Annotated in this window: 12 protein-coding genes and 1 pseudogene; 6 read left to right on the top strand and 7 right to left on the bottom strand. The window is 39.9% G+C overall.

The genetic code is table 11. The features are described 5' to 3' along the window. Positions 1-46 precede the first annotated feature (46 nt). Positions 47-2,206, top strand: coding sequence for a S46 family peptidase (locus NDQ71_RS20790; protein WP_192541758.1), 2,160 nt, complete (start codon positions 47-49; stop codon positions 2,204-2,206). A 146-nt stretch (positions 2,207-2,352) separates the two neighbouring features. Here NDQ71_RS20790 and NDQ71_RS20795 read toward each other — a convergent pair whose 3' ends face one another. Next, positions 2,353-2,532 carry a DUF1289 domain-containing protein gene (locus NDQ71_RS20795; RefSeq protein ID WP_157586616.1) on the bottom strand — a complete coding sequence of 60 codons (180 nt, stop codon included), beginning with the start codon at positions 2,530-2,532 and terminating at the stop codon, positions 2,353-2,355. Between the two features lie 74 nt (positions 2,533-2,606). Between NDQ71_RS20795 and NDQ71_RS20800 the strand changes: the two genes are divergently transcribed. Continuing rightward, positions 2,607-3,647 (top strand): trypsin-like peptidase domain-containing protein, encoded by a 1,041-nt coding sequence (locus NDQ71_RS20800; RefSeq protein WP_192541759.1) that lies wholly within the window; start codon positions 2,607-2,609, stop codon positions 3,645-3,647. Positions 3,648-3,678: 31 nt separating this feature from the next. Here NDQ71_RS20800 and NDQ71_RS20805 read toward each other — a convergent pair whose 3' ends face one another. Both NDQ71_RS20805 and NDQ71_RS20810 read right to left on the bottom strand, forming a co-directional pair. Beyond that, positions 3,679-4,191 carry a hypothetical protein gene (locus NDQ71_RS20805; RefSeq protein WP_192541760.1) on the bottom strand — a complete coding sequence of 171 codons (513 nt, stop codon included), beginning with the start codon at positions 4,189-4,191 and terminating at the stop codon, positions 3,679-3,681. A gap of 160 nt (positions 4,192-4,351) precedes the next feature. Beyond that, on the bottom strand, positions 4,352-5,011 hold the full coding sequence (locus tag NDQ71_RS20810; RefSeq protein ID WP_301563078.1) for a hypothetical protein: 660 nt from the start codon (positions 5,009-5,011) through the stop codon (positions 4,352-4,354). Between the two features lie 138 nt (positions 5,012-5,149). On the opposite strand from NDQ71_RS20810, the gene NDQ71_RS20815 reads away from it, so the two are divergent. Next, positions 5,150-6,271 (top strand): ISAs1 family transposase, encoded by a 1,122-nt coding sequence (locus NDQ71_RS20815; protein WP_301563079.1) that lies wholly within the window; start codon positions 5,150-5,152, stop codon positions 6,269-6,271. 211 nt (positions 6,272-6,482) lie between these two features. On the opposite strand, the gene NDQ71_RS20820 is transcribed toward NDQ71_RS20815, so the two are convergent. From NDQ71_RS20820 to NDQ71_RS20835, 4 genes and pseudogenes are all read right to left on the bottom strand, one after another. Continuing rightward, positions 6,483-8,741, bottom strand: coding sequence for a nitric-oxide reductase large subunit (locus tag NDQ71_RS20820; protein WP_301563080.1), 2,259 nt, complete (start codon positions 8,739-8,741; stop codon positions 6,483-6,485). 433 nt (positions 8,742-9,174) lie between these two features. Continuing rightward, the gene (locus NDQ71_RS20825; RefSeq protein ID WP_192543131.1) at positions 9,175-10,149 is read right to left on the bottom strand and encodes a transposase; all 975 of its coding nucleotides are present in this window, start codon (positions 10,147-10,149) and stop codon (positions 9,175-9,177) included. 132 nt (positions 10,150-10,281) lie between these two features. Beyond that, positions 10,282-10,551, bottom strand: a pseudogene (locus NDQ71_RS20830) (peptidase); the annotation flags it as partial. A gap of 122 nt (positions 10,552-10,673) precedes the next feature. After that, a complete protein-coding gene (locus NDQ71_RS20835; RefSeq protein ID WP_301563081.1) occupies positions 10,674-11,201 on the bottom strand; it encodes a helix-turn-helix transcriptional regulator in 528 nt (175 codons plus the stop codon). A gap of 159 nt (positions 11,202-11,360) precedes the next feature. Between NDQ71_RS20835 and NDQ71_RS20840 the strand changes: the two genes are divergently transcribed. From NDQ71_RS20840 to NDQ71_RS20850, 3 genes are read left to right on the top strand one after another with little or no spacing between them, the layout of a single operon-like run. Beyond that, positions 11,361-12,437, top strand: coding sequence for a hypothetical protein (locus NDQ71_RS20840; protein ID WP_301563082.1), 1,077 nt, complete (start codon positions 11,361-11,363; stop codon positions 12,435-12,437). After that, a complete protein-coding gene (locus NDQ71_RS20845) occupies positions 12,438-15,512 on the top strand; it encodes an efflux RND transporter permease subunit (RefSeq protein WP_301563083.1) in 3,075 nt (1,024 codons plus the stop codon). Continuing rightward, entirely contained in the window at positions 15,505-15,810 is a 306-nt protein-coding gene (locus NDQ71_RS20850) for a DUF3240 family protein (protein WP_214553249.1), read from the top strand. The genes NDQ71_RS20845 and NDQ71_RS20850 overlap by 8 nt, the downstream gene beginning before the upstream one ends. The last annotated feature ends 121 nt before the right edge of the window (positions 15,811-15,931 follow it).

Below are 15,931 nucleotides of genomic sequence, written 5' to 3' on the forward strand. Positions count from 1 at the left end.
GTGTTGCCGCGTAACCTGTTATAGAAACAATAAAAAGGATTAAAAAATGCGTTTAAAACCTCTAATAGCAACCCTTGCTATTGCAGCCTCGGGCAGCTCATTTGCTGATGAAGGTATGTGGCAACCACATCAATTGCCAGCTCTAGAATCAATTCTTAAAGCCAAAGGGCTGGAAATCGATGCTAAATCTATTTCTAAATTAACTGAGTTTCCAATGAATGCAGTGATAAGCCTCGGTGGCTGTACGGCTTCATTTGTATCGCCAAAAGGCCTTGTGGTTACTAATCATCACTGCGCTTATGGCTCTATACAATATAACTCAACACCAGAAAATAATATTTTAGAAAACGGCTTTTTGGCAAAAACACCTGCTGAAGATTTACCCGCCGCACCAGGCTCTCGGGTATACGTGACAGAAACCGTCACTGATGTGACCGACAAGGTGATAAAAGGGACTGAAAAGCTCAGCGCCAAAGCACGTTATGATGCCCTTGAGAAGAACGAAAAAGCGCTAGTCGCCCAGTGTGAAGCTGATAAAAACTACCGTTGTAATGTCTATTCATTTCACGGTGGCTTAGAATTTTATTTAATTAAATCGTTGGAAATTAAAGATGTACGTTTAGCGTACGCACCGGCGATGGGCGTAGGTAAATACGGCGGTGATATAGATAACTGGATGTGGCCGCGTCACACGGGGGATTTTTCTTTCTATCGAGCTTATGTTGGTAAAGATGGCAAACCAGCTGAGTTTAGCGAAGATAACGTTCCATATGTGCCAGATTCATACCTCAGTGTCAGCGCTAAAGGTGTGCAAGAAGGTGACTTTGTAATGGTAACGGGTTATCCGGGGCGTACTAACCGTTATCGCATTGCCGCGGAAGTCGATTATGTATTTAATACCAGCTATCCGAAATCGCGTGAGCATAATTCAAAATATGTGTCTTTGATTGAAGAGAATTCAGAAGACGGCAGTAAAGCGCGTATTGCTTATGAAAGCACCATTGCAGGCTACAATAACTACATTAAAAACTACGGTTCAATGATAGAAAGCTTTAACAAGGGCACTATGTATGAGCGTAAAAAACAGTTTGAGCAAGATTTAACAACTTGGATAAACAGCGACCGTAAACGTAAACAACAATATGGTTCTGTGTTAAATGATTTATCAACACTGGTGGCGCAATCGCAGCAGCATAACCAACGTGATCGTATGCTCGGTTATGTGCACCGCTCGCAAATGATCAGTACTGCGCGCAATTTATACCGCCTTGCTTATGAAAAGCAAAAGCCAAATGAAGAGCGTGAATCTGGTTATCAAGAGCGTGATCTGCCTCGCTTTGAAGCTGGTTTAAAACGTATGACACGTCGTTATGATACAAACGTTGATAAAGCCATTTTATTGCACTTTTTAGAGTTATATGCAGCGTTGCCAAAGCAAGAACGTTTTGCTGAAGTGGATAAAGCCTTTAAGCTAGAAAATGGCTTTGATAAAGCGAAGCATAGCGCATTGCTAGATAAAATGTATGCAAATTCTACTCTTAATGATGAAGAAGTGCGCGTTGCATTATCACAGCAATCATTTGCGGAGCTTGAACAAAATCAAGACCCATTCATTCAATATGCAAAAGCAATTTTTGCTGTAATGAAAGCAGAAGAAGACAAAAACAAAGCACTTGCAGGTAAATTACAAGCGGCGCGTCCACAGCTAATGAGCGCTATCATAGCGTTTAATGAAGCACAAAATAAGCCTGTATATGCAGATGCAAATAGCACCTTAAGGGTAACGTACGGCACGGTCGGTGGTTATTCACCACAGGATGGCTTAGTAGCAACACCATTCACAACATTGGAAGGATTACTTGCTAAAAATACCAATGTTGACCCATTCAATGCGCCTGAAAATCTGCAAAAACAGATCAAAGCAAAACTGTATGGCGATTACACCGGTGGTATGAACACAGTGCCGGTTAATTTCTTATCGAATGTGGATACTACCGGCGGTAATTCAGGCTCACCAACCCTCAATGGTAAAGCTGAGCTGGTAGGTTTATTGTTTGATGGTGTTTACGAAAGTATCATTGGTGATTGGGATTATAACCCTGCACTTAATCGTTCAATCCACGTTGACTCACGTTATATGCTGTGGGTGATGGATAAAGTAGATAACGCACAAAACTTATTAGACGAAATGAAAATCGTAAAATAAGTTATAAGAAAATCAATAGGGCGCTCAGAGTAGCGCCCTTTTTCCTTTGTAAATTATAGCAATCGACTTAAATATCTCAATTATTAAGGTAATAATAAAGATTAGCAGGAGAAGCCAGCGTCGCTTTATAATATGAGTTACACTCTTTAGCCTTTTCTTGGGGTTGCTAAGATCGCTTGTTTTTCGCTATCAGATAAAATAATCCAATCAAAAATTTCATCACTAGTTCGGCCACATCCTTCGCAAATCCCTTTACGACGGTCGCATTGGCCTATGCAGTCTGTTTTATACGCAGATGTTGGTTTTTTAATTTTCTTTGTCGCCATAATAGGAAAGTTCGCTGTACTTTTTAAAGAGTCTGGGGTTTACTAATAATGATTATTCATAAAAGGGTTAAGTAATGAAATTATTCTTTCTAGTCTGCTTAGGCTTAGTTACAAGCTTAGCAAACGCAAAAGATTATAGCAGCTTGTATGAAAAACTCGACCAATCAGTGGTGGTTATTTACGCCGATACGGACTTACAGCGGATTGAAAATGATCGCGCGGTAAAAACGACGTCAAGTAGTTTGGGCACCGGCTCCATTATTAATGATGAAGGACTTATTTTAACAGCAGCACATGTGGTAAATGATGCGGATGAGTTAACGGTTGATGTACCAAATCGTGGACATTTTAAAGCAAAGGTACTAGCCAGTTATGCTCCTGCTGATATTGCGCTCATAAAATTGATCAGTACCGAGACTGATTTTAAAACTATAAAAATAGCGGACTCTGATAAAGCAGCAATTGGCGAAGAAGTGTTTATAATTGGCACTCCTTATGGTTTGAGTCATACCTTAACGGTCGGGCATTTAAGTGGTCGTCGTATTCACCCAAGTAGTGATGAAAATCTGAAACTAGAATTTTTACAAACCGATGCTGCCATTAATCAGGGCAATTCTGGCGGCCCTATGTTTAATCAAAAAGGGCAGCTTATTGGTGTAGTCAGTTATATTCAAACACAATCAGGCGGTAATGAAGGCTTGGGTTTTGCTGCCAGCAGTAACCTTGTTAAGCAAATGCTGATTGAGCGACCGACTATTTGGTTTGGTACTCACTATACAACTTTACCCAGTGGTATTACTGCGGCGTTAAACATTCCACAGCGTTCAGGGTTATTAATCGAGCGAGTCTCTAAGCAAAGTTTTGCTGATCAAGTGGGTTTAAAAGGCGGCTTGGTACAGGCCGTTATTCAAGGGCAACCTTTAACACTTGGCGGCGATGTGATTTTAGCGGTAGGACCGCATGTGATCACTGGAGAAAAGACCAATATTGAACGTATCACCAGCTACATCAAAGAGCTCAAAGCTGGCACCGCTATTGAGTTTACCTTAATGCGGGCAGGGCGCGTCATTAAGTTATCAGCGCCAAAGCCAGCCACTCATATAAAGTTACTTTAAAATAAATAAGGCCACATTGCAGTGGCCATACTTATTTACCTTCGACAGGCTTACCAATTTCTAATGACGTTGACCATGGCGTTGAACGCGATAACGTTTTACCGGTATGAATTGAGATCACAGGCGTTGATTCATCAAGTACGAAGGTCGTACGTAATGACTCTGCAGATTCTTTTTGTTGTTCATGCCAATTGTTTGCAGCTAAGCACTCTCGGGTAAAGTTAACGGCTTTTTGATGAACTGCAACCGCTTGAGTTTGTTCTTTGTAATTATCTTGGCAACGGTAGGTTACAGTATCTGCATCCAGTGCGGTGATCTGACACTGATCACCTACTAAATTATATTTAGCTGTCCAGGTTTCCATGTATTTAGTGTTAACGCGGGTACGCTTTAAACCTTCAAAGCGTTTATCGTAAGAGGCTAATAGCCCATTAATTTTTTCACAAGGCGTAAGATTATCAATTTTTGCTTTTTGCTCAGGCGCTAATGACGTACAGCCTGCTAAAATAACACCAGTAAATAATACCGTTAAAGATTTTTTCATAGTGCGCTATCCTTTTGTAATAGCTAATCCTTCGAAGTTCCTTAAAGGATACCTAAGGGCTTGAAAAAATGCCATTAAAGACTAAAAAATAACGCTATAAATTAAACATTTTAAAAGTGCACAGCGAGACGGCTGCCAATGCACCTTGTTAGTAAATAATTTATAGGTTTTGTTTTGGCACATTATTTACCGTAACAGAGCCAGAACCATCAGATAACAAGGTAAAGCTTGCTGCTTTATCAACGGTAATGCCTCCTGAGCCATCAGAAATACTGACATCGCCTTGAGTATTTTTTACATATATACTGCCAGAGCCATCGCTAATTTTTACGTTCTGTTCACTATTTAACAGTTCAATACTACCTGAGCCGTCATGAATGTTCACATTACCAGTAATATTACGTGCCTCAATTGCCCCCGATCCATCTTCAATGTCTAGATCGCCTGCGATATTACGCACTTGTATTTCACCTGAACCATCGTGAATTGTTGTAGTTGCGGTGTTTTCAATTGCAATTGCGCCAGAACCATCAGTAATATCAAGAGTAAATGCTTTCGGTATTGATACCGTTAAATCAATACGTGTTTGTTGATCATTACTGTTATTACAATTATTTGCGGTGAGCTTTGCTGCAGTGCCTTGTTTCGCTAAATTTAGACAATAATTTTTGTGCGCTTCATATTGATAAATTTCGGCCTTTACAGTGATTGAATCTGTCTCAGTGCCAACAATCGTTAAGAAACCAGCGCCGACTTCGACATTTAATGCCGTTAACGATTGAGTATCAAGTGTCAGCTGTTTTGTGTCTTGTAATGTCATATCGTTATTCCACCAAGCCAGAGCTTGAGCCGAAACTAATACTGCGCCAATCAGTGTTACTCGCAGGGCAAGATCATGAACTTTACCTTGACATAAATTTATGATCTTATACTGCTTTTCAGATTAAGCAGCCCAATTATGTCAGCCAATACATTATTCGAACATTTTTCTTCCATTGATGACCCACGCCAGCAAGGCAAAGTGCAACATCCGTTATTCGATATTCTGTTTCTAACTATCAGTGCCGTAATCGCAGGTTGCCAAAGCTGGGAAGAAATAGAAGATTTTGCCCATGACAAACTATCTTGGTTACGGAAATTTATCGCACTATCGAACGGTGTGCCTCGGCATGACACGATTGCACGGGTCATAAGCCGCATTGATATGACCCAGTTTCAAGCCTGTTTCTCTCAATGGATGCAAAGCTGTAGTGAACTCACAGACGGCAGTGTGGTTGCCATTGATGGAAAAAGACTAAAAGGTTCATTTAAACAACCAGATAGAAAAGATGCTATCCACATTGTCAGTGCGTTTGCCTGTGAAAATGGTGTGACGTTAGGTCAATGTAAGACCGACTCGAAGTCCAATGAAATCACCGCAATCCCAGAGTTGCTTCAGTTACTAGAGCTAAAAGGTTGCTTAGTGACGATTGATGCGATGGGTTGTCAAAAGGAGATTGCGAAGCAAATTATAGAAAAGGAAGCGGATTATTTGCTGGCTCTCAAAGCCAATCAGGGCAACTTATTTGAACAAGTAAAACAGCTCTTACAACCAGAAATATCACGCCAGATAGCGACTGATAGCTTATTAACTGAAGTAGATTATCAGCGAGGTCGAGAAGAATTCAGGGCGGCTGTTGTCTGCCATGATATGGCTCAAATTCCTGCAAGTGCTAGTTGGCCCAATTTACAAAGTGTAGGCGTGATAGTGTCTTACCGTAAAGCGGATAACCAACAGCAAGGTGAATTAACATATAGGTATTACATCAGCTCTGCAAACATGAGTGCGCAAAGGCTAGCTGAAGCTACACGAGCGCATTGGCATATTGAAAACAGTCTTCATTGGTGTTTGGATGTGGCAATGAATGAAGATGGTTGCCGTATACGCCGCGACGGCGCGGCAGAAGTGCTAGCTGGTGTAAGACATATTGCATTGAATTTATTAAAGAAAGAGACATCCTTTAAGAAGGGTGTGCGGGCTAAACAGCTAAAAGCAGCTCGAAACGAGTGCTATCTAGAAAAGGTATTGAATAGCAAGTGATTTTTCAAGCTCTATCACTATTTTGTTTAGTTTATCAAACCTATTTGTGGTTTACATTGACCATCTTGGGGGGAGCGATGCAACCATTAATAGGTAGATTATCGGTTAAGCGCTGAATAACGATTAAGCATAGAACAACTAAATTCAGTTCGAACTAAAGCGAAAAAAGCACCACAGCAAAGCTGTAGTGCTTTTTATTAGTTTGTTTAACTTAGCTGCTAATTTGCTTAGCTGCTTTAGTGTCAAACACCCCTTTAACAATTTGCCAGCTTACCGCTAAGGCACCTATGATAAAGACCACGTCACCTATAGTGCGGATCCAACGTAGTGTATGCAGTAAATCACTTTGCATAAAGGCTTCACTTCGTGCATACCATAAGCCTTCTGTGGCACTAGCATAAAACTGGATAAAGCCTATTGGTAATAAACTAGTGAATAGCATTAATACTAAGCCCACGTTTAACCACCAGAATGCGGTCTTCATTAGCTTTTCGTCAAACTGCAACTGTGGCCGAATGTAGCGCAATATTAATAAACAGAAGCCTAAGGCTAAGAAGCCATAAACACCAAATAATGCGGCATGAGCATGAGTTGGCGTGGTGTTTAAGCCTTGAATATAATACAGCGCTATAGGTGGGTTAATCATAAAGCCAAACACGCCAGCGCCTAACATATTCCAAAATGACACGGCAACAAAGAACATTAAAGGCCATTTTAAATCTGCCATCCAAGGCGCACGGTTTTTCATCCGCCACTGTTCAAAGGCTTCATAACCTAATACCACTAAAGGCACTACTTCTAAGGCACTAAAAGTTGCCCCAACGGCCATAACCGGGGTAGTGGTACCCGAGAAATATAAGTGGTGGAAAGTACCAGGAACACCGCCTAGCATAAATAAGGATGCCGAGGCTAAGCTAGCACTAGTTGCCATAGTGCGTGACACTAAGCCCATACTATGGAAAATAAAGGCTAAAGATACAGTAGCAAACACTTCAAAGAAGCCTTCTACCCATAAATGAACTACCCACCAGCGCCAGTATTCCATTACCGATAAGTTAGTCCGTTCGCCGTAGAATAAACCGGCGCCATAGAACAAACCAACACAGATAGCCGAAGCACCAAATAAAGCTAATAAGTTTTTATCACCTGGGGCTTTAAAGGCGGGCACTATGGCGCGTAGCATAAGCACTAACCAGAATAAAATGCCGATGTATTTAATGATTTGCCAAAAGCGACCAATATCAATGTATTCATAACCTTGATGGCCAAACCAGAAGCTATATTCATGCGGCATAATTTGCATAATGGCAAAGTAGTTACCGGCGAATGAACCTACCACTAAAACCACTAAGGCCCAGAATAAAATATCTACGCCAAGCTTTTGGAACTTAGGATCTTTACCGCCATTAATAATAGGTGCTAAAAATAAACCTGCGGCTAAAAAGCCCGTCGCAATCCAGAACATAGCCGCTTGTAAGTGCCATGTACGGGATAAGCTGTAGGGTAGCCATTCGGTTGTATTTAAACCATAGAAACCATCACCTTCAATGGTATAGTGAGCAGTAAAGCCACCTAAGAACACTTGCAGGGTAAATAGTGCAACTACCACTACAATATACTTGCCCAACGATTTTTGTGAGGGGGTAAGTTTAAGGTTAGCTATAGGATCGAACTTTGGTGACACCGGCTCTTCGTCATCGTGTTTGCGTAAGAATGCCCAAGCCCAAACTAAGGCTCCAACACCAGCAATTAATAAAATAATACTAATTAAAGACCAAATTAAATTTTCAGCTGTAGGCTTATTATCAATTAACGGCTCATGGGGCCAGTTGTTGGTATAAGTGGCTGCATCTGGAGTACGCTCAGTTGAAGCAGCCCAAGCCGTCCAGAAGAAAAACTGTACCATTTGCTCTCTGCGCTCTAGTGAAGGCAGGGTGTTGTTTTTCATTGCATAGTTAGCACGGGTTTCGCTTAACGACGGATCATTACCAAATAATTTAATATAGTGATCAGCAGTTGTTGCAATGGCCTGTATACGGCGACTTGACAGCACTAGGGTGTCAGTGGCTTTATCATAAGTGTTAGTACGATAAGCTTCTTTTAACGCAAACTGTAAGCCATTTTGCTCAGCTGGCGTTAAACTGTCATAAGCTTTGTTATATTGATCTTGAGCGGCAAGCTCTAACCAAGCCAGTAATTCACGATGTAACCAATCTGCAGTCCAATCTGGTGCTTGGTAAGCACCATGACCCCAAATAGAGCCTAGCTGCATACCCCCGACAGATTGCCAGGCAGTTTGACCATCTAAAATACTTTCATTGGTCATGAATACCTTACCGTCTTGGTTAACTACTTTCGCCGGAATAGGTGGAGCAGAGCGGTAAACTTCTGCACCAAAATAACCCAGCACACCAAAGGTAATTGCTAAAACGGTGATTAATACCCACCAGAGTTTACGATATCCAGCCATAATCCCTCCAAAAACTACTAATAAAGCGCCAACAAGCCATTTAAAACTCCTATTATTGTAATAATGCATTAGATAGCTATCTAATACTCTAGTAGCAATACAAGAGTTAGGCCAGTTTTTAACTTTTTATTTTTAATGTAATTTTAGTTATGGTGCTTGTGATTGGGGGTTTTTTTTACCTATTAATGTTTGGGTTTATTTAACCGTTAGGGTTATTTTTACCCTAAATATCAACTAAACTGGACACTCACTCTAATTCAACAAGCAAAGCTCTGTCACTAGATTTATTTTTTTAGACTAATAATTGATTTTTTACGACTGCGTTACTTCATTTCATCCAGTTAATAAGTAATTATCACTATTAAATTCAAATTTCACGCATAGAAATAACTGCATAATTGCGTTTCAAGTTTTCGACTAAGTAATTTAAGTTTTATGCTAATAGCTTTTCACAATTACTTATATTGGCTCGCCGTTTTCTGTTTAAGTTCTCACAATAACTTACTTGTGATGACGGCCGGCCAACTGCGCCATGAAATACGCGCGTGAATTGTGTGGTGAGCTTTAACCAATTTTCTGGGGATATATTGAGTCTTTCAAGTATAGGAAGGTGGTTGTTGTCAATACAGCCGCGTTTGTCTTCCCGCATTATTCGTCCTGTTAGATCAACAAGATCAAGATACGATTTAAGTTCAAACGGTAGCCCTTTTGGCATAATTTGACGTGGCATACCTGCAAAGCGTAATAGCTGTTTAGGTTGCTTACTTATCGTTGCACTGTCTATTCTTTTTTGTACGCTGGTGTGGTCAGACTCTTCTGGTGTTTTGGCCATTTTAGCTCTAATCGGGTTTAAATCCACATACGCCATACACGCTGCAAGTGCTGCTTCATCTAACAAAGCTTGTGATTTAAAGCGACCCTCCCAGAACCGACCTGTACACTTATCTTCTTTGTTTGCTCTTCGTGCAATGTCTTCATTTAACAAACGCATAAACCAGCTTATACTGGATAACCGCTCTCGATATTGTTTCACTGTTTGATTAAAAAAGATACGTTCTGCCTTACTTAACTTTTCACCTTGTATGTATTTTTGCGTGAGTAAAGTGCCTTTACACAGTTTATGCCAACGAATAACAATTGCTTTGTCATTTAATCGATTCACTTTTTTGTCATCAACGTACAGGACTAAATGCGTGTGGTTACTCATTACTGCATAAGCACACACGTCAATACAAAACACCTTGGCAAGCATAAGTAACTTTTCTTCAACCCAGCCTCTGCGATGCGCGTAAGACTTACCTGTAAAACGGTCTTCGCCACATAAGAATGCACGGCGCACACAACGTGAAATACAGTGATAATATTTTGTATCAACCAAGCTTATTTGTCGTTTTCTTGCGACTGCCATAATACACCCCGGCTATTTTTTAAACTAACTAAAACTTAGCCTTTAATTTCATAAAATACAAAATTAAAATGGGTGTCTAGTTTATTCCAATTTCATAAAATACAAAATTAAAATGGGTGTCTAGTTTATTCCATCGTAGCCATGTACGCCGCCAGTGATTAGCACTGTGTGTTTATTTTTATCAAAGTGTTGGGTTTTTAATGCAAACAAAGGGTAACTGTTTTGAGCATAATTAAGTTCACCATATTGTTCTACAACAAGCGTATCTTTTAGCTCATTAATTAGCGTTAATACTTCATCGTTATAACTACGTTTAATTTTCTGGGCTTCAAGCCATTGGAGTTTATGATTGTTATTCCACTTTTCACCAGGGTTGCCAATAGGGTAGGTACTGTTATTCATATTAAACCTTTACGTTGAATTATCTCTGCGGGCTATAGAGCACATAGACCATAATGACGAAAATAAAGCGTTAGCTTAACGCTGACTAAAATAGCGCGCAAGTATATGCGATAGTCACTGCATTAGTTAATGGCTGAGCTTGAATGCGGATAGTGCCTTTGTTGCATAAAGTCTTCTAAAAACCATGCGGCAAACTCATGTCTGCCCTCTACATCGGCTTTACTATAGATGTCTGATGCTTGTTGGCGTACTGTTTTTTCTTTAGTGTTTCTTAGTGCGCTTATTTCTTTAAAGCTTAAGCCTTTAAGTAATAACATCGCGACTTCTTGCTCACTGCGAGTCAATGTCCATTGTGAAAATTGGGTTTGAATAACACCACTGTATTCATGACGCGCGTCTTTCATTTCCTGCGATATGTTGTTTAACTGAGTCACAGAACTGTTTAATTCGCGCTTAAGGTTAATAATTTTTTTAGTTCGCGTGTTAATATCTTTAATTAAATACAGAGCACCCAAGGCAGAAATAATCACAATTAAGCTCTCAGTAAAAATATGCCACTGCGGCACCCCTAATTTTAAATCCATGATCACGTCAAAAAAATTTAACACCATGATCACCAATAGCGTTGCTGCGATTATTTTATCTCTCATTAAGTTCTCTAATATCAGTAGGTTAAATTTGCAATGGACATATGTACTGTACTGCCAAAATCAGGGTTTATAAGCATATTAAGGCGTTTGCCTGATGATTTAACAGTCTAAAAAAGTCATGGTTGATTCTATAAAATTAATCAAATGTGAACAAACTAAATGCTGTTAAATTTTACAAAAAAAATGCGTCATTTTTTGCGTATTCAATATACGTTATTTTTCTTCTTTACGGTGACTTTATTAACATTTAATCCTGTGTTTGCTTCGCAAAATTTAGCACCTGTAGGGCTTTCTTCACTCAGTGGTTTTGATGTTGAATTTGCGCCGATTCAAAAAACAGAGTTTATTAACAGGCAAAGTTTAATTGGTGAAGTTAATTTCAAACCTGGGGTCAATTATACGGTGCTGTTTGCGTTTGATGTACAGCAGGTTCGTTACTTATACCCTAACGGCAGCATGGTTGAAAAGGGCGCCACTATTGCAAGCGTTGAGGGCAGTGATGTACACCATTTTTTAGATGCCTATCAATCAGCAAAAGACATGCTCGCTATTGCTAAAAGCCATTACGACATAAACCAACAACACTTAAAAAACAAAATAATAAGAAGTTCTGAATGGGTTGAAATCACAAAAAGCTATTTTGAAGCCAAGCTAAATTTTGAACATATGCAACATCAAATGGCATTTTTAAACATTGATGATAATGAAAACGTGACCTTAGTGAGTCCAAAAACGGGCATTTTAAAACTCACTAATGAGTCGGGAAACCGTGTGATGGGTGACACCGCGTTTGATATTATCGATGCAAGTAGTATTCGCGTTAAGATTAAAGTCCCTCTTAGTTTTTCCAACACGTTAGCGCATTTCAAGCTGTCAGAAAGTTGCAGCTTAAATATTGAGAGCTATGACAGTATTGCAGATAAATACCATCAAATAGTGTGGGCGTCGCCAAGCTCAAATGAGTGCCAGCTTAGACTGGGGCAAACTATCAAAGTCACACCGGTAAATAAATTAACGGGCTTTAAAATAGCAAAGTCAGCGGTGTTTGAATTTGAAGATGTTAATTACATTGCTTTAAAGTCTGGCGATAAGCTTGAGTTACTGCCGATTGAGCTCAAGGGTACACAAGGCAAAGACTATGTATTTACTGCTAACAAAAACCTAGATAATCAGCAGGTACTAATAAGCTCGGTAAGTGCGCTACAGGGTATGTTGCTTCACTTAGGGAGAGAGTAAATGTTAAACCAGCTTATTAAGTTTTCACTTACTCAGCGTTTGTTTGTTAGTATTTTTGTTATTGTTGCTATGGCCATTGGTGCTAAATCTTGGTTAAGTATTCCGGTGGATGCTTTTCCAGAAATATCGCCCACCCAAGTTAAAATAGTTTACAAATTACCCGGCATGAACGCCCTTGAAATAGAATCGCAAGTAACACGGGTGATTGAAACCGAATTACTGGGTATTCCGTCACAGCAAATGCTGCGCTCTACCACTAAGTATTCTATTACCGATATTACCATTGACTTTGAAGAGGGCACCGACATTTATTGGGCGCGTCAGCAAGTGAATGAGCGTTTATTAAATATTTTGCCCACCTTGCCCAGTAATATTAGTGGCGGCATGGCGCCAATGAGCACGCCTTTGAGCGAGGTGTTCATGTTTACTATAGAAAGTACTCACTTATCGCTGATTGAAAAAAGAGAGCTTTTAGATTGGCAAATTCGTCCATTACTGCGCACTGTAACCGGTGTTGCAGATGTAAATAGCCTTGGCGGCTTTTCAAAAACCTATGAAATACTTCCCAATACTTTATTGATGCAACAGCATCAAGTCAGCTTTGATGAAATGAAGTTAGCAATCACGCAAACGAATCAAAACGGTGGCATAGGGCGCTTAGAAAAAGGCAACGACACCTTAATTTTGCGCACTGAGGGCAAATACACCGATATAACCGCTATTGAAAATACCGTGATTAAGTCCACTCAAAATAAGGTTATTCGGTTAAGTGATATTGCCACGGTACATGTTGGCAGTTTAACCCGTTATGGCGCAGTCACTAAAAACAGTGAAGAGGCGGTACAAGGGCTTATAATTGCGCTTAAAAATAGTAATACAGCGCAAGTTGTTGCAGATGTAAAAGATAAACTTCGCACCATTGAAGCGTCATTACCGCAAGGTACAAAAATTAATGTGTTTTACGACCGCTCTAACTTAATAAATACCGCAATTAGCACCATTACCAGCGCATTAGGTCAAGCGATTATTTTAGTGATAGTGCTACTTGCCTTGTTTTTAGGTGATATTCGCTCTTCATTGGTGGTGTCTTTGTCTTTACCTATGTCGGCATTGCTGACATTTATAATGATGAAACAGTTTGATTTATCTGCTAATTTAATGAGTTTAGGTGGCTTAGTGATTGCCATTGGTATGCTGGTGGACTCATCGGTAGTTATTATTGAAAACATAGTGAATCGGCTGGCTAACAATCAGCACCTCCCTCGGCTGCATGTTATTTATCGCGCCTGTAAAGAAGTCGCGGCGCCAGTGTTCTCAGGCACAATTATTATTATTATCGTGTTTTCACCGCTATTAATGTTAACAGGGTTAGAAGGCAAGTTATTTACCCCAGTGGCGCTCACTATCGTGTTTGCCATGCTAAGTGCGCTGTTGTTGTCGTTAACGGTTATTCCAATTTTAGCCTCATTGTTATTAAAAAATGAACCTGTAACCCAGCCTAAAATGGTCACGCTACTACAAGGTTTTTATACTAAAACACTTGCCCAAGCAATTAAAAAGCCGGTGGCAATAAGTGTTATATCGGTTGCTGTTTTAGTGCTCAGTGGGGTGTTATTTCAGGGGCTTGGTAAAAGTTTTATGCCCGTTTTAGATGAAGGCGACATTATTGTACAACTGGAAAAATCGCCGAGTATTTCCTTGCAAGCCTCGCTGGATATCGATAAACAAATTGAAGATACACTGTTAAAAAACACCCCAGAAATCGTACAAATTGTTGCCCGTACCGGCTCCGATGAACTCGGGCTTGATCCTATGGGGTTAAACGAAACCGATGTATTTATGGAATTAGCGCCAAAAGATAAGTGGCGTTTTGACTCCAAAGTGCTGCTAATCGAGGATATTCGACAAACACTTGCGCAATTTCCAGGAGTAAATATTGGCTTTACTCAGCCAATACAAATGCGGGTATCAGAAATGCTCACCGGTGGCACCGGTGATATTTCGATTAAAGTATTCGGTAATGACATTGCGACACTTGCCTCATTAGCTGAAAAAATCACTGCACTTGCCACTAATATTGACGGCGCAAGTGATGTGCAAATGGCGCTTATTGAAGGGGGGAAATATGTAAATATTAAACTTATTCCTGAGGTTGCTAGTCAGTTTGGTTTAACCACCGAAGGATTAAGCGATTATTTAAAGTCGCAATTAGAAGGCCTACAGGTATCGGCACTGCAAGAAGGAAACCGCGTGATCCCTATTGTGTTTAATGCACAAAAAGACGAAAGAGCAACACACTTTGAGTTATCGTCAATGAGCGCATTAAAGCAAAAGCTAATTTTAATGCCCGATAACAGCCTACTACCACTTGAAGAGGTGGCTAATATTAGCTTTAAAACGGGGCCATTATTAATAGAGCGAGAAAAAGCAAAGCGCTTTGCTTCTGTAAGCGTTAATGTGGATAACCGCGATGTGGTTAGTTATGTAAATGAACTGGAAGCTAAAATTAATAGCAGCATAAAGTTACCCAGTGGTTTTACCTTGTCGTTTGGTGGCGAATTTGAAAGCCAGCAACGAGCAACACAAAACTTGCTGATGCTTATTCCTGTGGCATTAATACTGATTTTCATTATTTTATTTACCACGTTTAAATCGTTATCTAAATCAACGCTGATAATTGCTAATATTCCGTTTGCGTTAATGGGGGGAGTGATTGCCCTGTTTATTAGTAATGAATACCTCTCGGTGCCTGCATCGGTTGGTTTTGTTGCTTTACTTGGCGTAGCGGTACTCAATGGTATTGTGATGATCAGCTACTTTGAGCAAATGAAAATGTTTTCTGCCAATGTAACGCAGCGCATTTTAGATGGTGCAAGCAGACGCCTTCGCCCAGTGTTAATGACAGCCACAACCGCCATGTTTGGTTTACTGCCACTGGTATTTGCCACCGGCCCCGGCGCTGAGATTCAAAAGCCATTGGCGATTGTGGTTATTGGCGGGTTAATTACCTCAACAATTACAACACTTTATTTATTACCTATCTTTTATGGTTGGTTGGAGAAAAAACATGGCTGAACAGTTACTTTTTACCCTAAATGTACCCACAAACATAAAAGATGAAGTGGTTGATATATTAATTGGCATAGACTGCATTACCGGCTTTAACTTAAAAAACATTGAAGGCTACAGCAAGGAGCACAGTGAATTTGATATTGCCGAGCAAGTAGAAGGTCATCGCAGCTTTTATCAGTTTGAGGTGCATATATTATTACCTGAACTTGCCATAGTAAAAACGGCGTTAAGCCCTGTTTGTAAGTACACGCCGTTAAAATATTGGGTTACGCCTATAGTTGAAAGCGGGCATATTGTTTAGCTTTTTGTATCAGGTTTATTTTATAAGCTACTTCAATTGGATTGATATTTGAGCTTATTTAATTGATCTTAACAACTTATCAATGTTTAATGAGGCGATATGTCTTAACTGATTTTTATTA

The organism is Pseudoalteromonas sp. KG3 (genome assembly GCF_030436385.1).
Lineage (GTDB): Bacteria > Pseudomonadota > Gammaproteobacteria > Enterobacterales > Alteromonadaceae > Pseudoalteromonas > Pseudoalteromonas prydzensis.

Excerpts from the sequence above, each read along its gene's own strand:
- NDQ71_RS20790 (WP_192541758.1), top strand. The coding sequence starts at position 47 with ATGCGTTTAAAACCTCTAATAGCAACCCTTGCTATTGCAGCCTCGGGC.
- NDQ71_RS20795 (WP_157586616.1), bottom strand. The coding sequence starts at position 2,532 with ATGGCGACAAAGAAAATTAAAAAACCAACATCTGCGTATAAAACAGAC.
- NDQ71_RS20800 (WP_192541759.1), top strand. The coding sequence starts at position 2,607 with ATGAAATTATTCTTTCTAGTCTGCTTAGGCTTAGTTACAAGCTTAGCA.
- NDQ71_RS20805 (WP_192541760.1), bottom strand. The coding sequence starts at position 4,191 with ATGAAAAAATCTTTAACGGTATTATTTACTGGTGTTATTTTAGCAGGC.
- NDQ71_RS20810 (WP_301563078.1), bottom strand. The coding sequence starts at position 5,011 with ATGACATTACAAGACACAAAACAGCTGACACTTGATACTCAATCGTTA.
- NDQ71_RS20815 (WP_301563079.1), top strand. The coding sequence starts at position 5,150 with ATGTCAGCCAATACATTATTCGAACATTTTTCTTCCATTGATGACCCA.
- NDQ71_RS20820 (WP_301563080.1), bottom strand. The coding sequence starts at position 8,741 with ATGGCTGGATATCGTAAACTCTGGTGGGTATTAATCACCGTTTTAGCA.
- NDQ71_RS20825 (WP_192543131.1), bottom strand. The coding sequence starts at position 10,149 with ATGGCAGTCGCAAGAAAACGACAAATAAGCTTGGTTGATACAAAATAT.
- NDQ71_RS20835 (WP_301563081.1), bottom strand. The coding sequence starts at position 11,201 with ATGAGAGATAAAATAATCGCAGCAACGCTATTGGTGATCATGGTGTTA.
- NDQ71_RS20840 (WP_301563082.1), top strand. The coding sequence starts at position 11,361 with ATGCTGTTAAATTTTACAAAAAAAATGCGTCATTTTTTGCGTATTCAA.
- NDQ71_RS20845 (WP_301563083.1), top strand. The coding sequence starts at position 12,438 with ATGTTAAACCAGCTTATTAAGTTTTCACTTACTCAGCGTTTGTTTGTT.
- NDQ71_RS20850 (WP_214553249.1), top strand. The coding sequence starts at position 15,505 with ATGGCTGAACAGTTACTTTTTACCCTAAATGTACCCACAAACATAAAA.